This is a genomic window from Kitasatospora sp. NBC_01560 (genome assembly GCF_045208415.1).
Taxonomy (GTDB): domain Bacteria; phylum Actinomycetota; class Actinomycetes; order Streptomycetales; family Streptomycetaceae; genus Kitasatospora.
In genome coordinates, this window is record NZ_CP109364.1 from 2,956,139 (window position 1) to 2,978,655 (window position 22,517).

Annotated in this window: 18 protein-coding genes; 3 read left to right on the plus strand and 15 right to left on the minus strand. The window is 72.6% G+C overall.

What is annotated here, in order from left to right; genetic code table 11:
* Positions 1 to 193: 193 nt before the first annotated feature.
* Entirely contained in the window at positions 194 to 1,828 is a 1,635-nt protein-coding gene (locus tag OH807_RS12655; protein ID WP_406210945.1) for an alkaline phosphatase D family protein, read from the plus strand.
* Between the two features lie 42 nt (positions 1,829 to 1,870).
* On the opposite strand, the gene OH807_RS12660 is transcribed toward OH807_RS12655, so the two are convergent.
* A complete protein-coding gene (locus OH807_RS12660; RefSeq protein ID WP_406197683.1) occupies positions 1,871 to 2,728 on the minus strand; it encodes an ABC transporter permease in 858 nt (285 codons plus the stop codon).
* The gene (locus OH807_RS12665; RefSeq protein ID WP_406197686.1) at positions 2,725 to 5,583 is read right to left on the minus strand and encodes an alpha/beta fold hydrolase; all 2,859 of its coding nucleotides are present in this window, start codon (positions 5,581 to 5,583) and stop codon (positions 2,725 to 2,727) included. Before OH807_RS12665 ends, OH807_RS12660 begins: the two co-directional genes overlap by 4 nt.
* A gap of 166 nt (positions 5,584 to 5,749) precedes the next feature.
* Here OH807_RS12665 and OH807_RS12670 point away from each other — a divergent pair, with 166 nt between their 5' ends.
* Positions 5,750 to 6,775, plus strand: a complete 1,026-nt coding sequence (locus OH807_RS12670; protein ID WP_406197689.1) for a mechanosensitive ion channel family protein — start codon at positions 5,750 to 5,752, stop codon at positions 6,773 to 6,775.
* 71 nt (positions 6,776 to 6,846) lie between these two features.
* On the opposite strand, the gene OH807_RS12675 is transcribed toward OH807_RS12670, so the two are convergent.
* The 4 genes from OH807_RS12675 to OH807_RS12690 form a co-directional block, all read right to left on the minus strand.
* Positions 6,847 to 7,317: a GNAT family N-acetyltransferase gene (locus OH807_RS12675; RefSeq protein ID WP_406197691.1), complete on the minus strand. Its 471-nt coding sequence runs from the start codon at positions 7,315 to 7,317 to the stop codon at positions 6,847 to 6,849.
* A 1-nt stretch (position 7,318) separates the two neighbouring features.
* A complete protein-coding gene (locus OH807_RS12680) occupies positions 7,319 to 8,257 on the minus strand; it encodes an RluA family pseudouridine synthase (protein WP_406197693.1) in 939 nt (312 codons plus the stop codon).
* A gap of 94 nt (positions 8,258 to 8,351) precedes the next feature.
* Complete coding sequence (gene lspA, locus OH807_RS12685; RefSeq protein WP_406210948.1) at positions 8,352 to 9,002, minus strand: signal peptidase II; 651 nt, start codon at positions 9,000 to 9,002, stop codon at positions 8,352 to 8,354.
* A gap of 111 nt (positions 9,003 to 9,113) precedes the next feature.
* Positions 9,114 to 9,617 carry a TraR/DksA family transcriptional regulator gene (locus OH807_RS12690; protein ID WP_406197695.1) on the minus strand — a complete coding sequence of 168 codons (504 nt, stop codon included), beginning with the start codon at positions 9,615 to 9,617 and terminating at the stop codon, positions 9,114 to 9,116.
* 607 nt (positions 9,618 to 10,224) lie between these two features.
* On the opposite strand from OH807_RS12690, the gene ileS reads away from it, so the two are divergent.
* The gene (ileS, locus tag OH807_RS12695; protein WP_406197697.1) at positions 10,225 to 13,353 is read left to right on the plus strand and encodes an isoleucine--tRNA ligase; all 3,129 of its coding nucleotides are present in this window, start codon (positions 10,225 to 10,227) and stop codon (positions 13,351 to 13,353) included.
* Positions 13,354 to 13,507: 154 nt separating this feature from the next.
* Here ileS and OH807_RS12700 read toward each other — a convergent pair whose 3' ends face one another.
* The 9 genes from OH807_RS12700 to ftsW all read right to left on the minus strand — a co-directional run bounded on the left by OH807_RS12700 (position 13,508) and on the right by ftsW (position 22,455).
* Positions 13,508 to 14,848 carry a DivIVA domain-containing protein gene (locus tag OH807_RS12700; protein ID WP_406197699.1) on the minus strand — a complete coding sequence of 447 codons (1,341 nt, stop codon included), beginning with the start codon at positions 14,846 to 14,848 and terminating at the stop codon, positions 13,508 to 13,510.
* Between the two features lie 59 nt (positions 14,849 to 14,907).
* Complete coding sequence (locus OH807_RS12705) at positions 14,908 to 15,189, minus strand: YggT family protein (protein ID WP_238740330.1); 282 nt, start codon at positions 15,187 to 15,189, stop codon at positions 14,908 to 14,910.
* Between the two features lie 93 nt (positions 15,190 to 15,282).
* Positions 15,283 to 15,885, minus strand: a complete 603-nt coding sequence (locus tag OH807_RS12710) for a cell division protein SepF (protein ID WP_030391444.1) — start codon at positions 15,883 to 15,885, stop codon at positions 15,283 to 15,285.
* Between the two features lie 227 nt (positions 15,886 to 16,112).
* Positions 16,113 to 16,916, minus strand: a complete 804-nt coding sequence (locus tag OH807_RS12715; protein ID WP_406197702.1) for a YggS family pyridoxal phosphate-dependent enzyme — start codon at positions 16,914 to 16,916, stop codon at positions 16,113 to 16,115.
* Entirely contained in the window at positions 16,913 to 17,647 is a 735-nt protein-coding gene (gene pgeF / locus OH807_RS12720) for a peptidoglycan editing factor PgeF (RefSeq protein WP_406197703.1), read from the minus strand. The genes OH807_RS12715 and pgeF overlap by 4 nt, the downstream gene beginning before the upstream one ends.
* On the minus strand, positions 17,644 to 18,870 hold the full coding sequence (gene ftsZ, locus OH807_RS12725) for a cell division protein FtsZ (RefSeq protein WP_406197706.1): 1,227 nt from the start codon (positions 18,868 to 18,870) through the stop codon (positions 17,644 to 17,646). The genes pgeF and ftsZ overlap by 4 nt, the downstream gene beginning before the upstream one ends.
* Positions 18,871 to 19,235: 365 nt before the next feature.
* Entirely contained in the window at positions 19,236 to 20,042 is an 807-nt protein-coding gene (locus OH807_RS12730; RefSeq protein ID WP_406197708.1) for a cell division protein FtsQ/DivIB, read from the minus strand.
* A complete protein-coding gene (murG, locus tag OH807_RS12735; RefSeq protein WP_406197710.1) occupies positions 20,035 to 21,141 on the minus strand; it encodes an undecaprenyldiphospho-muramoylpentapeptide beta-N-acetylglucosaminyltransferase in 1,107 nt (368 codons plus the stop codon). Before murG ends, OH807_RS12730 begins: the two co-directional genes overlap by 8 nt.
* A 6-nt stretch (positions 21,142 to 21,147) precedes the next feature.
* Positions 21,148 to 22,455, minus strand: a complete 1,308-nt coding sequence (gene ftsW / locus OH807_RS12740; RefSeq protein WP_406210951.1) for a putative lipid II flippase FtsW — start codon at positions 22,453 to 22,455, stop codon at positions 21,148 to 21,150.
* Positions 22,456 to 22,517: the final 62 nt, after the last annotated feature.

The following is a 22,517-nucleotide window of genomic DNA, read 5'->3' on the forward strand; positions in this document are numbered from 1 at the left end:
TGGGCGGGGCGGGCGGGCCGGTGGTGGCGGACCGCCCTCCATCATCGCTCATGACCGCCGGGTGGCCGCGCGCACCCGCCCCGGTGGCGGGACGTCACGCGCCGGTGAATCGGCGACAAACAGTCAGTTCAACATATGGAACAGCTCATTACTGCCCGGTAGCCTGTCGGCCGTGACTGACCTTGTCGAAGACATGACCGCCGCCCGCCCGCACCGCCGCCAGGTGCTCAAGGCCACCGCCCTCATGGCCGGCGCCGCCGCCCTGCCGCTCGCCCTCGGCACCGCCGCCGAGGCCGCGACGGCCCCGCAGTTCCTCCACGGCATCGCCTCCGGCGACCCGCTCCCCGACGGCATCCTGCTCTGGACCAGGGTCACCCCGACCCCCGAGGCCGTCCCCGGCTCCGCCGTCGGCCCGGACACCGACGTCCGCTGGGAGCTGGCCACCGACAAGGCCTTCACCCGGATCGCGGCGAGCGGCACGGTGACCGCCGGCGCCGCCGCCGACCACACCGTCAAGGTCGACGTCCGCGGCCTCACCCCGGACACCACCTACTGGTACCGCTTCACCGCCGGCGGCACCGTCTCCCCGGTCGGCCGCACCCACACCACCCCGGCCGCCGACGCCGCCCTCGCCCGCCTGCGCTTCGGCGTCGCGTCCTGCGCCAACTGGGAGGCCGGCTACTTCTCCGCCTACCGCCACCTCGCGGCGAGAGGCGACCTCGACGCCTTCCTCTTCCTCGGCGACTACATCTACGAGTACAAGACCGGCGAGTTCTGCGCCCGCGGCTCGGTGGTCCGCCCGCACGCCCCGGCCCACGAGATCATCGACCTCGCCGACTACCGCACCCGGCACGGCCGTTACAAGACGGACGAGGACCTCCAGGCGCTGCACGCGCAGATCCCGACCATCGCGATCTGGGACGACCACGAGTTCGCCAACGACGCGTGGTCCGGCGGCGCCGAGAACCACACCCCGGGCGCCGAGGGCAACTGGGCGGACCGGGTGGCCGCCGCCAAGCAGGCCTACTTCGAGTGGATGCCGGTCCGCCCGTCCATCGCCGGTACCACCTACCGCCGGCTGCGCTACGGCAAGCTCGCCGACCTGCACCTGATGGACCAGCGCTCGTTCCGCTCCCAGCAGGTCAAGGTCGGCAACGGCGACGTCGACTCGGCGGACCGCACCATCACCGGCCGCGCCCAGATGGACTGGCTGAAGGCCGGGCTCACCGCCTCCGACACCACCTGGCGGCTGATCGGCAACGAGGTGATGATCTCCCCCGTCGCCTTCTTCTCGCTGCCCGACTACATCCTGCGCCCGCTGGCCAAGCTGCTCGGCCTGCCCGGCGAGGGCCTGGCGGTCAACACCGACCAGTGGGACGGCTACACCCACGACCGCCGCGAGCTGCTCGGCCACCTCAAGTCGAACGGCATCACCAACACGGTCTTCCTGACCGGTGACATCCACTCCGCCTGGGCCTCGGACGTCCCGAACGAGGCCGCCACCTATCCGCTCTCGGGCAGCGCCGCCACCGAGTTCGTGGTCACCTCGGTCACCTCGGACAACATCGACGACATCCTCAAGGTCGCGCCGCAGACCGTCTCGCTGGCGGCCGCCGCCGCGATCAGGGCGGGCAACCCGCACATCAAGTGGGTGGACCTGGACTCGCACGGCTACGGCGTCCTGGACATCACCCCGGGCCAGACGCAGATGGACTACTACGTCCTCTCCGACCGCACCCGCAAGGACGCCACCACCAAGTGGACGCGCTCCTACCGCACCCGCACCGGCACCCAGCAGATCGAGCGGGTCTACGCGCCGGTCAAGTGAGCCCGCCCGGGTGGGGCCGCCGCGCGGCGGCCCCACCCGGTGTCAGGACACCACGTCCTTGCGGGCGAAGCCCCGGAAGGCGAGGGCGAGCAGCACCGCCGCGTAGGACAGCGAGAGCGAGACGCCCTGCACCATGCCGCCCCACTCCGGCTGCGGCTGCAGGGCGTCCGCCCACGCGTACTGCCAGTGCGCGGGCAGCCACTCGCGCAGGTCACCGAGGGCGGTGACGGCGTCCAGCACCCCGGTGAGGATCGAGGCGAACACCGCCCCGCCGACCGCGCCCAGCGGCGCGTCGGTGCGGGTGGAGAGCCAGAACGCCAGCGCGGCGATCACCACCTCGCTCAGGAAGACGAAGGCCACCGCGAGCGCCAGCCGCGGCAGCGCCTCCCCCGCCGGGAGGCTCACCCCGGCCGGGAGCTTCAAGTCCCCCCAGCCGTAGGCGACGGTGCCGACCAACAGCCCGATCCCCGGCAGCAGCACCACGGCCGCCGCCGCGAACGCCAGCCCCACCACGAACTTGCGCGCCAGCAGCCGGGCCCGGGGCACCGGCGCGGCCAGCAGGTAGCGCAGCGAGGACCAGCTCGCCTCCGAGGCCACGGTGTCCCCGCAGAACAGCGCGACCGGGATCACCAGCAGGAAGCCGGTGCCCATGAAGAGCATCGTGGTCGCGAAGTTGAGCCCCGAGGCGGTGGCCAGCTCGACGAAGGTGGTCCGGTCGGTGCGGCTCGGCGTGCCGCCGATCTGGAAGGCGGCCAGGATGACGAACGGCATCGCCGCCAGCACCCCGCCGATCACCATGGTCCGGCGGCGGCGCAGTTGGCGCACGGCCTCGACCCGCAGCGGCAGCGTCCGGCCCGCCCGGTACCCCGCGGCGTGGTCCGGTGAAACGACGGCACTCACGCAGAGCCTCCGATCAGCGACAGGAAAGCGTCCTCCAGGCGGCGGTGCGGGCCGGCCCGCTCCACCGGCACCCCGAGGCGGACCAGTTCGGCCACCAGCCGGCTGGCCGGCATCCCGTCCAGCCGCACCAGCAGCCCGCCCTCGACCGGCTCGGCCGAGCCGACCCCGGCCAGCCCGCCCACCTTGTCGGCGGCCGCCGCCAGCTCCTCGGACCCGAACGAGCCGGGCGTGCCGACCAGGAGCAGTTCGCCCCCGCCGACGATCTCGGCGACGGCGCCGGTGGTGACGAGCCGGCCGTGGTCCATCACCACCAGGGTGGTGCAGGACTGCTCGACCTCGGACAGCAGGTGGCTGGAGACGATCACCGTCCGCCCGGCCGCCGCGTACCGGATCATCACCTCGCGCATCTCGCGGATCTGCGGCGGGTCCAGCCCGTTGGTGGGCTCGTCCAGGATCAGCAGGTCGGGCATGCCCAGCATGGCCTGGGCGATCGCGAGGCGCTGCCGCATGCCCTGCGAGTAGGTGCGCACCGCCCGGTCGAGGGCCTCGCCGAGCCCGGCGATGGCCAGCGCCTCGTCCAGGTGCGCATCGGCCGCCGGGCGGCCGGTGGCCTCCCAGTACAGCCGCAGGTTGGCCCGCCCGCTGAGGTGCGGGAGGAACCCGGCCCCCTCGACGAAGGAGCCGACCCGGGAGAGCACGGGCGCGCCGGGGCGCACCAGGTGGCCGAAGATCCGGATCTCGCCCTCGTCGGGCCGGATCAGGCCCATCAGCATCCGCAGCGTGGTGGTCTTGCCGGCGCCGTTGGGCCCGAGCAGGCCGAGCACCTGCCCCTGCTCCACCCGGAAGCCCAGCTCGCGGACGGCGTACCGGTCGGCGGAGCCCTTGTAGCGCTTGCTGAGCCCGGTGATCTGCAGCGGCACCCCGGCCAGGGCCGGGTCGTACGCGGGCCCACGGGCCCCGCCGCGGCGGCGGCGCAGCCGGGGCAGCAGCACCAGCGCGGCCGCCACGGCGACGGCGGCCAGCGGCAGCAGCCAGGTCCGGGCGGGCAGCGGGGCCGCCTCGGTGACCAGGCCGTCGACGGTCGGCACGGTGAGCTCCCCGGCGACCGCCACCCGGTAGGTGGCCGGCTCGACGGGCGAGGCGTACGCCAGGTCGGTGGAGGCGAGCACCAGCCGGAGCCGGTGGCCGGCGGCGAAGGTGTGGTCGACGGTGGGCAGGGCCACCGTGACGGTCCGCCCGCCGGCCGCGTCCGCGCCGGTCACCCGGAGCGGGGCGGCCAGCTGCTGCGGCAGGCTCGACCGGCCGTCCGGTCCGACGTCGTACAGCTTGGCGAAGAGCACCGCGTCCGGCCGGTCGGACTGCACCTTCAGCGCCACCGTCGGCTGCCCGGTCAGGTGCAGCGGGCCGTCCAGCGGTGCACTGTCGAAGCCGGCCGTCTGACCGGGGAAGTCCAGCGAGAGCCCGGCGCCGAGGGCGGCGGCCTGGCTGAGCGCGCCGATCCCGGGCAGCGCGGAGATGTTCTGCGGGGCGCCGCCGGCCGGGTTGGCGAAGGCCTGTTCGGCGCCGGTCAGCGCCACGGTGCGCGAGCCGGTGCCGCCGAGGCCCGGGTAGGCGTCGGCGGAGGCGCCGCGCAGCACGGCCTGGAAGCCGGTGGAGTCGACGCCGCCGGTGCGGGTGACCCGGAAGGCCGGTCCGGTGTCGGCTCCGGCGCCCTTCAGGTGAGTGTCGAACCAGGCGCCGACCCGGTCGTCCACCCGGGCGCTGCTGTCGGTGCCGCCGTCGTGCCCGCCGGCGAACCAGTCCACCGCGACGGGTGCGCCGTTGGCGGCGACGGCGCGCGCGATGGCGTCGCCCTGGTCGAGCGGGAAGAGCGAGTCCTGCTGGCCCTGCACGACCAGGGTGGGCACCTTGAGCCGGTCGGCCACCGAGGAGGGGCTGGAGCGGTCCAGGAGCGCCACGGCGTCCGGGTCCGCGTGCCCGGCGGTCGCCACCCGGTCGTACATCCGGCAGAGTTCGTCGAGGAACCGCCCGCAACCGATGCCGCCGTCCGCCGTGCCGTCCGCCGTGCCCGCGGCCCCGTCCGCCGTCCGGCCCGGGGCCGGCGCAGCCGTCACCGTGGCCGTGGCCGTGGCCGTCGGCCGCGGGGCTCCGCCGGACGGTCCGAGGTCACCCGCCGCACCGGTCGTGAAGAAGATCCCGGCCCAGAGCTTCTTGAACACCCCGTCGGCCGCACCCGAGCCGCGCACCCCCTGCGGGAACAGCGCGTCGGCCAGGTTCCACCAGGTGATCTGGCTGGCCACCGCGTCGATCCGGCTGTCGTACGCGGAGCCGAGCAGCGCCACCGCCCCGCCGTAGGAGGCGCCGGTGATGCCCACCCGCGGGTCGCCGGGCCCGTCCAGCCGGATCTCGGGGCGCTGGGCCAGCCAGTCGACCAGGTGCCGGACGTCCTGCACCTCGCGGTCGGGCGCGTTGAGGCCGATCTTGCCGCCGGAGTGGCCGAAGCCGCGCGCCGACCAGGTCAGCACCGCGTAGCCCTGCCGGGCGAGCTGCTGGGCGCGGTCGCGCTCGCCCTCCTTGGAGCCGCCGAAGCCGTGGGCGAGCAGGACGGCCGGGCGCGGGCTCGTCCCGGTGGTGAAGAAGGAGGTGTCCAGCTGGACGAGCCGGTCACTGCCGGGCGTCTCCGGCATGGCGAGGAACCGGTCCTCCTGGTGGACGGCCGGTGGGCCGCCGTCGGCCACCGCCACCGCCGTACCGACTCCGGCCACCGCCACCAGGGCCACCGCGCCGGCCACCAGTCTCCGTCCGGTCGCCGTCCCGCGACCGCGCCACCGGCGCCACGCCCCACCGAGCTCCATGGTCCGTGATCGTATCGGCCGGGCCGGTAGGCGGGTGGTAAAGCCCTCCGGGCCGCCCCCGGTCCCGGCCGCGCGGATTCACCCGGTTCACCCGACTGTGCCCGGTATCGTACGCAGACCCCGTCCCGCCCCGCCGAGGGCCCCGGACGACCCGACCGACCACGAGGTGCCCGTGCTCCGGCCGCTGCTGTCCCTGCTCGTCACCATCGCCGCCACCCTGCTGATCGGCTGGATCGTCGACCAGGTGCTCCAGCGCGTCGCCGACCGCCGCCCCGACGCCCCGGTCTGGCCGCTGCTGCGCCGCTGCCGCATCCCGCTGCAGCTCGTCGTCGTGACGGCCCTGCTGCTCGCCGCGAGCCCGCTGGAGCGGATCTTCCACCTGCACGACGACTCGGTGCACCACGCGGTGCTGCTCTGCCTGCTGGCCGCCCTCGGCTGGCTGACCGTCCGGGTGGTGGCGGCGGTCCTGGAGGCGGTGTTCAGCCGCTACGAGACGGTCACCGGCGATCCGGCCCGGGTGCAGCGGGTGCGCACCCAGCTCAGCATGCTCCGCCGGGTGACGGGCGCGGTGATCGTCGTGGTCACCGTCGCGGTGATGCTGCTGACCTTCGACACGATGCGCAGCGTCGGCGCCAGTCTGCTCGCCTCGGCCGGCATCGTCGGCATCGTGGCCGGCATCGCGCTGCAGGGCATGCTGAGCAACTTCTTCGCCGGCCTGCAGATCGCCTTCGGCGACACCGTGCGGATCGGCGACACCGTGGTGGTCGACGGCCAGCAGGGCACCGTCGAGGAGATCACCCTCTCCTACCTGGTGGTGCGGCTCTGGGACCACCGGCGGCTGATCGTCCCGGTCTCGTACTTCGTCAACAAGCCGTTCGAGAACTGGACCAGGCGCGATCCGGGCCTGCTCGCCTCGGTCGTGCTGCACCTCGACCACACCACGCCGGTCGGGCAGCTGCGCACGGCGCTGCGCGAACGGCTGGCCGCCCATCCGCTCTGGGACGGCGCCGAGTGGGCCCTGCAGGTCACCGACACCACCCCGAGCACGCTGGTGGTCCGCGCCACCATGACCGCCCGCAACCCGGACGACGCCGCCCAGCTGCGGTTCGACGTCCGCGAGCAGCTCGTCGCCTTCCTGCGCGACGAGCACCCCGGCGCCCTCCCCCGGGTCCGCACCGGCGACGAGGCCTGAACCCCGCGCCGGGTCGGAGCCGGCGCGTCGTCGTCCGCCGGGTCGGAGCCGGCGGACGCAGAGCCGGCGCGTCAGAGCCGGCGCGTCATCGTCCGGTGCGGGATCCCGGCATCGGGGTACTCCGGGCCCTCGGCCGCGTACCCGAGCCGCTCGTAGAACCCCAGCGCCTGCACCTGCGCGTGCAGCTCGACCTCACGGGCGCCGCGGGCCCGGCCGGCCGCCTCGACCGCCCGCACCAGGTCGGCGCCGAGGCCGGTCCCGCGGGCCGCCTTCACGACCGCCAGCCGCCCGAGCAGCACCCGCCCCTCGGTCCCGCCGGTCAGCCGCAGCGCCGGTGCGCCGTGGATCAGCCGCGCCGTGCCGAGCGGCTCGCCGTCCGGCCCGACCGCCAGCAGGTGTTCGGAGGTGGCGTCGAGGTCGTCCCACTCCAGTTCCTCGGGGATGCTCTGCTCGGCGATGAACACCGCATGCCGGACGACGTGCACCAGCGCCAGGTCGTCCGGCCCCTCGGCCACCCGGATCCGCCCGGGGAAGGCGGTCATCTCAGCTCTCCGAGGCGATGATGTCGAGCGCCTTGCGCAGGTCCGCCGGGTACTCGCTGGAGAACTTCACCCACTCGCCGTCCGAGGGGTGCTCGAAGGCCAGCGAGACGGCGTGCAGCCACTGCCGGGTCAGCCCGAGCCGCTTGGCCAGCGTCGGGTCGGCGCCGTAGGTGAGGTCGCCCACGCAGGGGTGCCGCAGCGCCGACATGTGCACCCGGATCTGGTGGGTGCGGCCGGTCTCCAGCTTGATGTCGAGCAGCGAGGCGGCCCGGTAGGCCTCGATCAGGTCGTAGTGGGTGACGGACGCCTTGCCCTCGCGGGTGACCGCCCACTTCCAGTCGGAGCTGGGGTGGCGCCCGATCGGCGCGTCGACGGTGCCGCTCATCGGGTCCGGGTGGCCCTGGACGAGCGTGTGGTACTTCTTCTCGGTCACCCGGTCGTGGAACTGCCGCTTGAGGTCGGTGTAGGCCCGCTCGGACTTGGCCACCACCATCAGGCCGGAGGTGCCGACGTCGAGCCGGTGCACGATGCCCTGACGCTCGGCGGCACCCGAGGTGGAGATGCGGTAGCCCGCCGCGGCGAGGCCGCCGATGACGGTCGGGCCGGTCCAGCCGGGGCTGGGGTGGGCAGCGACGCCGACCGGCTTGTCGACGAGCACGATGTCGTCGTCGTCGTGGACGATCCGCATGCCCTCGACGTGCTCGGCGACGATCTGCACGGGCGCGGCGGGGGCGGGGATCTCGACCTCCAGCCAGGACCCGGCGGTCACCCGGTCCGACTTGCCGGCCACGGCGCCGTCGAGCGTCACCTTGCCGTCGGCGGCCAGTTCGGCGGCCTTCGTCCGGGAGAAGCCGAACATCCGGGCGAGGGCGGCGTCGAGACGCTCGCCCTCCAGGCCGTCGGGTACGGGGAGGCTGCGGATCTGCGCTGCGGTACTCACCCGTACGAGTATGCCGGACGCGCGGCCCCGCCCCTGACCGCTGCGGTCCGGCCCCCGGGCGCCAGCACCGGGGCCCGGAGCCCGGAGCCCCGGGCTACTCCCCCTCGGGGGCGTCGCCCTTGTGCGCCTTGTCGGCCTGCTGGTGGACGGTGCCGTCCGGGTTGCTGCCGCGGAAGGAGAGCAGGACGACGAGGATGCCGCCGCAGACGATCGCCGAGTCGGCGAGGTTGAACACCGCGAAGTGCTGCACGGAGATGAAGTCCACCACGTGGCCGCGGAAGGCGGCCGGTGCGCGGAACAGCCGGTCGGTGAGGTTGCCCAGCGCGCCGCCGAGCAGCAGCCCGAGCGCGATCGCCCACGGGAGGCTGTAGAGCCGGCGGGCGATCCGCCAGATCACCACGATGACGGAGGCGGCGATCACCGTGAAGACGATGGTGAGCGCCTGGCCCATGCCGAACGCGGCGCCGGAGTTGCGGATCACCTGGAAGGTCATCACGTCGCCGATCACCTTGATCGCCGCGTGGTTCTCCAGCCGTGCCACCACCAGCAGCTTGGTCCCCAGGTCGATCAGGAAGGCGACCAGCGCGACGGTCATCAGGACGCCGATCCGCCGCCGGCCCCTCGGGGTCTCCTGCTCCGCCGGGGCGGTCACCTCACCGGGCTCGGCCACGGCCTCCTCCACGGCTTCGGCGGGGGTGGGGACGACGTCGTCCCGCGTCTGGGGGGAACCTTGCGTAGTGATGATCCGCTCCGCTGCCGTGACGTGGGTGGCCGGTGGACTGCCCGATCGAGCGGGATCGGGCGACGTTACGGGGTCGAGCGTACGGCACAAGCCCGACCCCCTCGTCCGTCCCGGTCAGCGGCGTTCCTGCTTGGCCTTGCACTGGACGCAGAGCGTCGCGCGGGGGAAGGCCTGCATCCGGGCCTTGCCGATCGCCTGGCCGCAGGACTCGCACGTCCCGAAGCCGACACCCTCCAGCCGGACCAGCGCGTGCTCGGTCTGCGCGAGGCTGTCCCGGGCGTTGTTGGCCAGGGCCAGCTCGCTCTCCCGCGAGATGTTCTTCGTACCGGCGTCGACCTGGTCGTCGCCGGCTCCGTCGTTGGAGTCGCGCATCAGCCCGGTGATGGCCGCCTCGGCCGCGTCGATCTCGTTCTGCAGCCGGTCCAGCTCGCTGATCAGCTCGGCGTGCAGCTCGTGCACCTCCTCCGAGGTCCACGGGTCCTCGCCCGGGCGTACGGGCAGCTCGGCCGGGTCCACCGACTCGGCGCCGCCGCGGGCCGCGGGGGCCGCGGTGCGGATCCGGCCGGGGGCCACGAGGGCGGTGTCGTTGCTGGTCTTGTGCCGTGCGGTAGTGGTCACGGTCCCCTCCCCTGGTTCGCCTGCCACGGCCTTGCGTGCCCGCTTGGTGGCGGTACCCGCGCCGGTTGCTTTCTCAGCCATGGCTTCGACCCCATCTACGAACGAATCGAGCCGCCGGTTCCCGGCGGCCTCCAGTGCCGGAACGATAATCCCCATCAAAACCGGTCACAACATGACATACCGACGCCTCACCATGATCCCACCCAGGCAGCCGCCCCAGCCGCCCCGCCCCGCGCGCTGACCTGAGTTGTGCCCAGAACACCTCCTCCTAACCACCCCCCGCGCGCCGCCGCGGCGGCGGACGGAACCGACTTGCGGCGGCCGATACACTGGGCCTGCAAGGCGCAGATGGGACGAGTACCGACGTACGCAGCCACCAGCGACCCGGGGACGGTGCGAGCCCGGGGGTGTGCACGACGGGAAGATCACCCCGGAGCCGCCGGAAGAACGGCCGCCAGGCATCGCCCAGCGGCCCGGTAGACCCGGCAGCAAGCCCAAACAAGAGGGCCGCAGACAGCATCGCGGCCAAGGAGGGTGGTACCGCGGGGCACTCGCCTCGTCCCTCCGTCGGATCCAGTCCACGTCCGCCGGAGGTTTGACACCCGCGATGAGCACCTACAACTCCGTCCCCGCTCAGGTGGACCTGCCTGCCCTCGAACACCAGATCCTGTCCTTCTGGCAGGACAACAAGGTCTTCCAGCGCAGCCTCGAACAGTCCGAGGGCCGCCCCGAGTGGGTGTTCTACGAGGGCCCGCCGACCGCCAACGGCATGCCCGGTGCCCACCACATCGAGGCCCGCGTCTTCAAGGACGTCTTCCCCCGCTACCGGACGATGAAGGGCTACCACGTCGCCCGCAAGGCCGGCTGGGACTGTCACGGCCTCCCGGTCGAGCTGGCCGTCGAGAAGGAGCTCGGCTTCTCCGGCAAGCAGGACATCGAGGCCTACGGCATCGCCGAGTTCAACGCCAAGTGCCGCGACTCGGTGACCCGCCACACCGACGCCTTCGCCGAGCTGACCACCCGCATGGGGTACTGGGTCGACCTCGACGAGGCCTACCGGACGATGGACCCGTCCTACGTCCAGTCCGTCTGGTGGTCGCTCAAGCAGATCTTCGACAAGGGCCTGCTGGTCCAGGACCACCGCGTCGCCCCCTGGTGCCCGCGCTGCGGCACCGGCCTCTCCGACCACGAACTGGCCCAGGGCTACGAGACCGTGGTCGACCCCTCGGTCTTCGTCCGCTTCCCGCTGACCGGCGGGCCGCTGGCCGGCCGGGCCGCGCTGCTGGTCTGGACGACCACCCCCTGGACGCTGGTCTCCAACACCGCCGCCGCCGTGCACCCGGACGTCACCTACGTGGTGGCCACCGACGGCACCGAGCAGCTGGTCGTCGCCGAGCCGCTGCTCGCGAAGGCCCTGGGCGAGGGCTGGGAGGCCACCGGTGAGTCCTTCACCGGCGCCGAGATGGAGCGCTGGGCGTACCGCCGCCCCTTCGACCTGGTCGAGATCGAGGACGCGCACTACGTCCTCAACGCCGACTACGTCACCACCGAGGACGGCACCGGCATCGTCCACCAGTCGCCCGCCTTCGGCGCGGACGACCTCGCGACCTGCCGCCGCTACGGCCTGCCCGTGGTCAACCCGGTGCTGGCCGACGGCACCTTCGCCCCCGAGGTCCCGCTGGTCGGCGGCCAGTTCTTCAAGAAGGCGGACGAGGCGCTCGTCGCGGACCTCAAGGAGCGCGGCCTGCTCTTCCGCCACCTGCCGTACGAGCACAGCTACCCGCACTGCTGGCGCTGCCACACCGCGCTGCTCTACTACGCGCAGCCGTCCTGGTACATCCGGACCACCGCCGTCAAGGACGCGCTGATCCGCGAGAACGAGGCCACCAACTGGTTCCCGGAGACGGTCAAGCACGGCCGCTTCGGCGACTGGCTGAACAACAACATCGACTGGGCGCTCAGCCGCAACCGCTACTGGGGCACCCCGCTGCCGATCTGGCGCTGCGAGGAGGGCCACCTCACCTGCGTCGGCTCGCTGGCCGAGCTCTCCGAGCTGACCGGCACGGACCAGAGCGGCCTCGACCCGCACCGCCCGTACATCGACGACGTCACCTTCGCCTGCCGGGACTGCGGCGGCACCTCGACCCGGGTGCCCGAGGTGATCGACGCCTGGTACGACTCGGGCTCGATGCCCTTCGCCCAGTACGGCTACCCGTACCGGAACAAGGAGCTGTTCGAGAAGCGCTACCCGGCGCAGTTCATCTCCGAGGCGATCGACCAGACCCGCGGCTGGTTCTACACGCTGATGGCCGTCGGCACCCTGGTGTTCGACCGGAACAGCTACGAGAACGTCGTCTGCCTGGGCCACATCCTGGCCGAGGACGGCCGCAAGATGTCCAAGCACCTGGGCAACATCCTGCAGCCGATCCCGCTGATGGACCAGCACGGCGCCGACGCGGTCCGCTGGTTCATGGCGGCCGGCGGCTCGCCGTGGTCGGCCCGCCGGGTCGGCCACAACACCATCCAGGAGGTGGTCCGCAAGACCCTCCTCACCTACTGGAACACCGTCGCCTTCCAGGCCCTGTACGCCCGCACCTCCGGCTGGGCCCCCTCGGCGAACGACCCGGCCCCGGCCGAGCGCCCGCAGCTGGACCGCTGGGTGCTCTCCGAGCTGAACACCCTGGTCCGCGAGGTCGACGCGGCCTTCGAGGCCTACGACACCCAGCGCGCCGGCAAGCTGCTCTCCGGCTTCGTCGACGACCTCTCCAACTGGTACGTCCGCCGCGGCCGCCGCCGCTTCTGGCAGGGCGACGCCGCCGCGCTCGCCACGCTGCACGAGGCGCTGGAGACGGTGACCAGGCTGATGGCCCCGCTCACCCCGTTCATCACCGAGCGGGTCTGGCAGGACCTCGTCGTCCCGGTCGCCCCGGACGCCCCGGCCTCGGTCCACCTGGCCACCTGGCCGGTGGCCGACGAGTCGCTGATCGACACCGAGCTCTCCCGGCACATGACCCTGGTCCGCCGCCTGGTCGAGCTCGGCCGGGCCACTCGCGCCGAGTCCGGCGTGAAGACCCGCCAGCCGCTCTCCCGGGCACTGATCGCCGCCCAGGGCTGGGAGGAGCTGCCCGCCGACCTGCGCGCGCAGATCACCGAGGAGCTCAACGTCGCCACCCTGGAGTCGCTCGCCGCGGTGGGCGGCTCGCTGGTCGACACCAGCGCCAAGGCCAACTTCCGTGCACTGGGCAAGCGCTTCGGCAAGGGCGTGCAGGACGTCGCCAAGGCGGTCGCCGCCACCGACGCCGCCCGCCTCGCCGCCGAACTGCGGGCCGGCGGCGAGACCTCCGTGGAGCTCGACGGCGAGACGGTCACCCTCTCCCCGGACGAGGTGATCATCACCGAGACCCCGCGCGAGGGCTGGGCCGTCGCCAACGAGTCCGGCGCCACCGTCGCCCTCGACCTGGCGATCACCCCGGAGCTCAAGCGCCTGGGCATCGCCCGTGACGCGATCCGCCAGATCCAGGAGGCCCGGAAGAACTCCGGCCTGGACGTCGCCGACCGGATCGTGCTGCGCTGGCGCGCCGCCGACGAGGAGACCGCCGAAGCCGTCGCCGAGCACGGCCCGCTGGTCGCCGAGGAGGTCCTGGCCACCGACTTCGCCGCCGGTGCCGCCGACTGGGAGTCGGAGACCTTCTCGGACGAGGGCCTCGGGCTCTCGTTCCAGCTCCGCAAGGCCTGACCCCGCCGGAGCCGCCGTCGTCCGCACCGGACGGCGGCGGCTCCGCCGTTCCCGGCCCGCCCCCGGCGACCCACCGTCCCCGGCCGCGCCGGGAACGACAGAGCGCCCCCGCCCCGACCCTGAGGTCGGAACGGGGGCGCCCGGTGAACCGCGACTAGTTGTCGCCGTCCTCGTCGATCAGGAACCCGCGCATCGGCGCCGGCGCCTGCTGCATCGGCTGCGGAGGCTGCGGACGGACGGCCGCCATCGGCTGCGTCATCCCGGCCGGCTGCATCTGCGGGGCACCGGAGTTGCCCGCCGACGGCCCGCCGAAGCTGGGCGCACCGGCGTTCCCGCCGAAGGAGCTCTGCCCGCCGAACGAGGGCTGGTTCCCGCCGAAGGACGGCTGGTTGCCACCGAAGCCCGGCGCACCGCTGCCCATCGAGGACGCACCGGCCGGAGCCATCGACGACGCGGCCGGCGGCAGCGAGGCGGTGGCCGGGATGCGCGGCGGGGCGAGCGAGTCGTCCGCCTGCGACTCCAGCTGGCGCAGCTGGGTCTCCAGGTAGGACTTCAGACGCGTGCGGTACTCGCGCTCGAACGCCCGCAGGTCCTCGACCTTGCGCTCCAGCGTGGCACGCGCGGACTCCAGCGAGCCCATCGCGACGCGGTGCTTCTCCTGCGCGTCCCGCTCCAGGGCGTCGGCCTTGGCACGGGCGTCGCGCTCCAGACCCTCGGCCCGGCTGCGCGCCTCGCCGACGATCTTGTTGGCCTCGGAACGGGCCTCGGAGATCGCCTGGTCGGCGGTCTGCTGGGCGAGCGCCAGGACGCGGGCCGCACTGTCGCCGCCGGGGCCCTGCTGCTGCTGCGGCTGCTGCTGCTGCATCGGGCCGCCGAGCGGGCCGCCCATCTGCTGCGGGCCGCCCATCGGGCCACCCATCTGCTGCATCTGCTGCTGGCCCATGCCCTGGCCCATCGGGTTGCCCATGCCCTGCGGGCCGCCCATCGGCTGGAGCATCTGACCGCCCATCGGCTGGACCAGCTGCTGCTGGCCGCCCATGGTCTGGTTCATCTGCTGCTGCTGCGGGCCGCCCATCGGGCCGCCCTGGCCGGACGGGAGCTGCGGGGCGCCGGACGGCAGGCCGAGCGGCTGGTTGCCCATCTGCTGCTGCTGCTGCGGGCCACCCATCTGCTGCGGGCCGCCGGGGCCGCCCATCTGCTGCGGACCGGGGCCCTGCTGCTGCCCGGGGACCGGCGGGCCGGATATGGCGGCCGGCACGGGGGCGCCGGGACGCGAGTCCTGCGGCGGCTCCTTGCGCATGTTGGCCTGGTTCTGCGCGGCGGCACGGGTCGCGGCGGCCAGCTTGGCGCGCAGGTCCTCGTTCTCGCGGAGAAGTCGGGTCAGCTCCGCCTCGACCTCGTCGAGGAAGGCATCGACCTCGTCCTCGTCATAGCCTTCGCGCAGGCGGACGGTCGTGAACTGCTTGTTCCGAACGTCCTCGGGGGTCAATGGCATCTCTTCACCTCAACGTGATCGTCGGCACACCGGCATCCTGTCGCATCGCTCACCTACGACTAGGGCCGCACAAGCGAGATCAGGACATACACAATGATCATCAGTACGAAGAAGGACAGGTCGAGCGCCACGCCCCCGAGACGCAACGGCGGAATGAACCGCCGAAGAAGCTTGAGCGGCGGATCCGTGACAGTGTACGTGGCCTCCAGGACCAGGACCATGGCCTTGCCGGGCCGCCACGAACGTGCGAACTGGAACACCCAGTCCATCACCAGCCGCGCAAGCAGGAACACCAGGAAGACGGTCAGTGCGTAGTAGAGCACCGCCCACACGATCCCCATCGCGCTTCCCTCTCCCCGGTTCTCGGCCCTACGGCCGTGCTGCCTGTCACTAACTCACTGTTGATCAGATCCACACGTAAAGTCGTGGCCGGGTCAGCTCTGGTTGAAGAACCCACCCTCGGCGATCCGAGCCTTGTCCTCCGCCGTGACATCGACGTTAGCAGGCGACAGCAGGAACACCTTCTGTGTCACGCGCTCGATACTGCCGTGCAGACCGAAGACGAGTCCAGCGGCGAAGTCTACGAGGCGCTTGGCGTCGGTGTCGTCCATCTCGGTCAGATTCATGATCACAGGAGTGCCGCCGCGGAACTGTTCCCCGATGGTACGGGCCTCGTTGTAGGTCCGGGGGTGCAGCGTGGTGATGCGGTAGGGCTCTCGTTCGTTCACTACCTTGGGCATGATCACCGGGGCGCTCTTCTCCAGGTTGTGGCGGCGTTCGGGTGTGATGGACGACACTGGGGCCATCCTCGGCGTCTCCTGCCGGATCGGGACCGCGGCCGGCACCGGCTGCGGTGTGATCGAGGAGACCGGGGCGGGCGCCGGCGAGGCCGGCCGGGGGATGTCCTCCGTCCGCCCGGTACGGATCGGCTCGGGGTCCGCGTCGTAGTCGTCGTCGGGGTCGTACCCCTGACCGTCGTACGTCTCGTCCTCCACGAGGCCGAGGTAGACCGCCATCTTGCGCATCGCGCCGGCCATGCTCCTGTCTCCTCCGCTTGTGGTGGACCGGCTCCGTCCCGGCGGCCGGGCCGACCGGCCCTGCCTGCGGATTCCGCGGTCCGCCCACGACGGCCCGTCAGGCCGACGGCCGGTCAGAAGTCGTGGGATGGGGCCGCGGAGCTGCGATCCACGGTTCACTAGCGCTCTGGAAAGCTGCTAGTTTCTGTCCTATTTTGTCCTGCAGTCTGATCTACTACCCGGTGACGTTACCTGAGGGGTGACCGCACTCCGAGTACCGCCGTTCCGACGCGCACATGTGTCGCCCCGGCGGCAACGGCCTGCTCAAGGTCACCACTCATTCCTGCGGAAACCATGGTGGCAGCCGGATGGGCCGCCCGTACGGCGGTTGCGATTTCCGCCAGCCGCTCGAAGGCCCGGGCCGGATTCCCGGCGAGCGGTCCGGCGAGCGGGGCGACGGTCATCACCCCGTCCAGCCGGAGCCCGGGGGCACCGGCGATCGCGTCGGCCAGCGCCTCGACCTCCGCCGGGGCGACCCCGGCCCGGCCCTCGCCCTCGCCCTGCTCCTTCTCCAGCGCCACCTGCACCAGACAGCCCAGCTCCGGTCGGCCGGAGCCCAGGACGGCGGCGGAGAGCGACTGGACCAGCCGCAGCCGGTCCACCGAGTGCACGTGGTTCGCGTACCGGACCACCGAACGGACCTTGTTGGTCTGCAGCTGGCCGACGAAGTGCCAGTCCAGCGGAAGGTTTCTGCACCGCTCCGCCTTGGGGGCGGCGTCCTGGTCGCGGTTCTCCGCCACGTCGGTGACGCCGAGTCCGGCCAGCAGTGCGGTGTCCTCGGCCGGGTAGGTCTTGGTGACGACGACCAGCTTCACGTCGTCGCGCGCCCGCCCGGCGGCCGCACAGGCGTCGGCGATCCGGCGCTCGACGACCTCCAGATTGGTGCCGAGCTCCTCGTACCGGGCCCGCTGGCCCTCGGTCAGAGCGGCCGGCCAGTCGGCGTCGGGAAACCGGGCGCTGCCCGGGAACGGTCCGTAGATGTCGTTCGTCATGAGAGTTCGGAGCCCAACCAGACGTAGCTCGCGAGCCGGCCCGTGCGCTGCTCGCGGCGGTAGGAGTAGTGATCGGCGGATTCGAGGGTGCAGACCGATGATCGCACCGACTCGGTGACTCCCGCAGCAGCCAATTGCGCCACCACTCCCTCCGGCACGTCCAGTGCCGGGGTGCCCCAGGAGGTCTCCGCGTGGGCGGCCGGCACCCGGCCGGCCACCTCGGCCCGCAGGGCCTCCGGCACCTCGTAGCAGCGGCCGCAGACCGCGGGGCCGATCGCGGCGGTGATCCGCCCCGGTTCGGCGCCCAGCTCCACCATCGCCCGGACGACCGCCGGCACCACCCCCGCCGCGAGGCCGGGGCGCCCCGCGTGGGCCGCACCGGCCACCCCCGCCACCGGGTCGGCCAGCAGGACCGGGGTGCAGTCGGCGGTCAGCACCGCCAGGGCCAGCGGCCGGTCGGTGACCACCGCGTCCACCCGCGGGGCCTCCCCCGCCGGCTGGCGCTCCGTCACCACGGCGACGTCCGCACCGTGCACCTGGTTCATCCAGACCACGTCCGCCGGGTCCAGCCCGAGCGAGCGGGCCGCGATCACCCGGTTCTCCCGGACGGCGGCCGGGTCGTCCCCCACCGCGCCCCCGAGGTTGAGCTCCCCGTACGGCGAAGTGCTCACCCCGCCCCACCGGGTGGTGAAGGCGAAGTGAGCACCGTTGCGGAACGTGCGATCGATCACTTAAGGAAATCCGGGACGTCGAGCTCCTCGGCGGGGCTCTCCACGTAGGGCTGACGGACCGGCTGCACCTGCGGCGGCACCGGGGCGGCGGTCGCGGTGACCGAGGACTCGTGGGCCCGCGACGCGGTCGCGCCCTCGGCCTCCGCCCGGGAGGTCACCGAACCGATGTTCCCGTACGAGGGCCGGCTCGCCGGGCGCTCGGGCGCGGCGGGCGTCGTCGCAGCCGGGGCCGACTGGCCGGCCTTGACCACCGGGTCGCGGACGATCGCCGGCGGCTGGCCGCCGTCGAAGCCGGCCGCGATCACGGTGACCCGGACCTCGTCGCCGAGCGCGTCGTCGATGACCGCACCGAAGATGATGTTGGCCTCGGGGTGCGCCGCCTCGCTGACCAGCTGCGCGGACTCGTTGATCTCGAACAGGCCGAGGTCGGAGCCGCCGGAGATGGAGAGCAGGACACCGCGGGCGCCGTCGATCGACGCCTCCAGCAGCGGCGAGGAGATCGCCATCACGGCGGCCGCCTTGGCGCGGTCCTCCCCGCGGGCCGAACCGATGCCCATCAGCGCCGAGCCGGCCTCCGACATGACGGACTTGACGTCGGCGAAGTCGAGGTTGATCAGACCGGGGGTGGTGATCAGGTCGGTGATGCCCTGGACACCGGAGAGCAGTACCTGGTCCGCGGAGCGGAACGCGTCCAGCACGCTGACCTGGCGGTCCGAGATGGAGAGCAGCCGGTCGTTGGGGATGACGATGAGGGTGTCGACCTCCTCGCGCAGCCCGGCGATGCCGTCCTCGGCCTGGTTGGCCCGGCGACGGCCCTCGAAGGTGAAGGGGCGGGTGACCACGCCGATGGTCAGCGCGCCGAGCGAGCGGGCGATGTTGGCGACCACGGGCGCGCCGCCCGTGCCCGTGCCACCACCCTCGCCCGCGGTGACGAAGACCATGTCGGCCCCCTTGAGGACCTCCTCGATCTCCTCGCGGTGGTCCTCGGCGGCCTTCCGGCCGACCTCGGGGTTGGCGCCGGCGCCGAGACCCCGGGTGAGTTCACGGCCCACATCGAGCTTGACGTCGGCGTCGCTCATCAGGAGGGCCTGCGCATCGGTGTTGATCGCGATGAACTCGACGCCCTTGAGACCGACCTCGATCATCCGGTTGATGGCGTTGACACCACCGCCGCCGATACCGACGACCTTGATGACTGCGAGGTAGTTCTGCGGTGCTGCCACGTCGAAGGCCTCTCGCCTCGAATTTCCGGGTCGGCCCGGCGACCGATGGGATGCCGTACCGACGGATGTCGATGGGTAGGGAGCCTGGTTTCTGACTTAATGTCCGAAATGCCGACCGCCGACCCCAACCCTAAACTTGACCTTTAGGGTTAGTCCCGTGCCCCCGTCACATCACCAGGGGACACAGGCTGGTGACACAGGACACTAGGTGGCCCCGGGCACGTGTTTCAACGAACACGCCGAGCTTCCCTTTTTCTTTTGAGCCTATGTGATCATCGACCGGCCGATGTAACCGGGGTGACCACCAAGGTTCGGGCCGACACCGAAAGGCGTCAACCCCTTCCCCACACAAAGAACCTACCGGATCATCCGGACACCGCCGGCGCCTCCGGCGCACTCACATCGAAGTTCGTACCCTTCTGATGCAGCAGTGCCACCAGCAGCCGGGCCTTTCGATCCGTCTGCTCCGGACTCCCCCAGCGCACCGTCGCACCCCCGCTGAGCTGGAGCTGGATGTCGTCGTACGAATGCACCAGCACCGCCCCGGCCCGCTGCTGGACCTCGGCCGGCAGGCCGGCCGCCACGGTCACCGCTCCCTGCACCAGCTGCGAACGGCCGATCACCGTCGCGGAGTCCAGGGCCGGCTGACTGAGCCGCAGCTCCACCACGGGCACCCCCGCGGGGGCGGCCGACTCGGTGGCGAAGCTCACGCCGTCCGCGTCCACCTGGGTGAACCTGCCGTCCTCGCCCTTGACGGCGGCGACCGCCCGGCGCTGGGTGATCTTCACCTGCAGCGTGTGCGGCCAGCCCCGCCAGACCTCGGCCCCGGCCACCCGCGGGATCGCCCTCACCCGCCGGGTGACCTCGTCCAGGTCCACCCGCGCCAGCGGGCCGTCGCCGAGCTCGCCGATCGCCGCCCGGACCTGCTCCGCCGTCAGCCGGTCGTCCGAGGCCCCCTGCACCGCGACGCTGCGCACGTCCAGCACCGGGGAGAGGAACACCAGCCAGGCCAGCACGCCGATCACCGCGGCACCGAAGGCGCCCAGCACCACGATGCCCCGCCGGGAGAGCCGGAGCCGGGGAGCGTACTCCTCGTCCCCGAACTCCAGCTCCTCCCGGAGCCGCCCCCGGCCAGGGGCCGGAGGCGGATCGGCGAGCCGGCCGTCAGCCACGTCGGCGGCCACCCCGGGCGGCTTCGATCGCCTCGTACACCATGCCGACCAGCAGCTCGTCGGCGTCCCGGCGGCCGAACTCGGCGGCGGACCGGCTCATGTCCCAGAGCTTCTGCGGGTCGGTGAGCACCGGCAGCACGTTCTGCAGCACCCAGTCCGGCGTCAGTTCCGCGTCGTCGACCAGCAGGCCGCCGCCGGCCTTGACCATCGGCTGCGCGTTCAGCCGCTGCTCGCCGTTGCCGATCGGCAGCGGGACGAAGGCGGCCGGCAGGCCGACCGCGGCCAGCTCGGCGACCGTCATGGCGCCGGCCCGGCAGAGCATCAGGTCGGCCGCGGCGTACGCGAGGTCCATCCGGTCCACGTACGGCACCGGGCGGTACGGCGGCATCCCGGGGATGTCGTCGACCTGCGGCAGCTCGTTCTTCGGACCGACGGCGTGCAGGATCTGCACGCCGTACTGCTGGAGCCTGGGCGCGATCGCGGTGATCGTCTCGTTCAGCCGGCGGGCGCCCTGCGAGCCGCCGGAGACCAGCAGGGTGGGCAGCCGCTGGTCGAGGCCGAAGTAGTGCCGGGCCTCCGGCCGGGCCGCGTTGCGGTCCAGCGTCGCGATGGTCCGGCGCAGCGGGATGCCGATGTACCGGGAGTCGCGCAGCTTGCTGTCCGGCGTGGAGACGGCGACGAAGTCGCTGTACCGGGCGCCGATCTTGTTGGCCAGGCCGGGCCGGGCGTTGGCCTCGTGGACCACGATCGGCACGCCGGCCCGCTTGGCGGCCAGGTAGGCCGGCATCGCCACGTAGCCGCCGAAGCCGACCACGGCGTCGGCCTTCACCCGCTCGATGATCTCCTGGGCGGCCCGGACGGTGCCGCGCAGCCGGCCCGGGACGGTGATCAGCTCGGGTGTGGGCTTGCGGGGCAGCGGGACGGCCGGGATCAGTTCCAGCTGGTAGCCGCGCTCGGGTACCAGCCGGGTCTCCAGGCCGCGCTCGGTGCCCAGGGCGGTGATCCCGATGGACGGGTCGTGCCTGCGGAGGGCGTCCGCGAGGGCGAGGGCCGGCTCGATGTGACCGGCGGTCCCCCCGCCGGCGAGTACGACATGCACCGAAATTCACCGCTCCCTGCGCGCCGGCCCCGGGGCCGGGCGCGCTGTGGTTCGTCGTCGTGGCAGCACCCGGGCCAGTCGTCTCCTGATCCGGGAGTTCTTGTTCCGGGCGGCCAGAGCCGCCTTCGCGCCGGAGGTGCTGCGTGCGAGGCAGAGCAGCACACCGATCGCGGACATGGCCGACAGCATGGCGGAACCGCCGTAGGAGAACAGCGGGAGCGGGACGCCCGCGATGGGCAGCAGTCCCAGCGCCGACCCCAGGTTGATCACGGCCTGCGCCATGATCCACGTGGTGGCGGCTCCCGCGGCGTACCTGACGAAGGGGTCCTTCGTACCGATGGCCACACGGATACCCGCGTAGCCTAGTGCCGAGAAGAGGCCGATCACCGACAGCGTCCCCACCAGGCCCAGTTCCTCGCCGGTCGCGGCGAAGATGAAGTCGGTGTGCGCCTCCGGCAACTGGCCCCATTTCTCCACGCCGGCACCGAGTCCGGAGCCGAACGGGCCGCCGAGTCCGAACGAGTAGATGCCGTGCAGGGCCTGGAAGCAGGCGCCGGCCGGGTCGAGTTTGGTGACGCCGATGCAGGAGAGCCGTTCGGCCCGGTGCGGGACGGTCACCACCAGCGCGGTGCAGACCACGACGGCCACGCCGAGGGTGGCCACGAACAGCCGCAGCGGCGCGCCGACCATCCAGAGCAGGCCGAACAGCATGGCCACCAGGATCATCGAGGTGCCCATGTCACCGCCGAGCATGATGAGCGCCAGCAGCAGCAGGGCTCCCGGCACCAGCGGCACGAGCAGGTGCTTCCACTGGTCGAGGGTGCCGTTCTTCTGCTTGCGGGCGAGCAGGTCGGCGCCCCAGAGCACCAGTGCGAGCTTGGCGAACTCGGACGGCTGGAACTGGAAGAAGCCCAGATCCAGCCAGTTCCGGTTGCCGTTGACCTCCACCCCGATGCCGGGGACGGCGACCAGCGCGAGCGCGCCGATCACCCCGAACATCACCGGGTAGACGATCACCCTCAGCACCGCGACCGGGACGGACGCGAAGCCGATCAGCAGGACGAGGCCGAGCATCGCCGCGAGCAGCTGCTTGAGGAAGTAGTACTGCGCCGAGCGGTGCTGGCCCAGGGCCAGGATCTGCGAGGCGGAGAACACCATCAGCAGGCCCAGCAGCACCAGCAGCAGCGTCGCGCCGACGATCAGCAGGTAGGGCGTGAGCGGCCGGTCCAGCGCGTACCGCAGGCGGGCCCGGGAGGCCTGCACGCGCGCCACCGGCCCGGCCGACTTGTAGGCGGTCGTGGTGGCCGAGATCACCCGCCACGGATCGGCGGGGGCCTTCTCCGGCGCACCGGAACCGCCCGCCCTGCCCTGCCCCG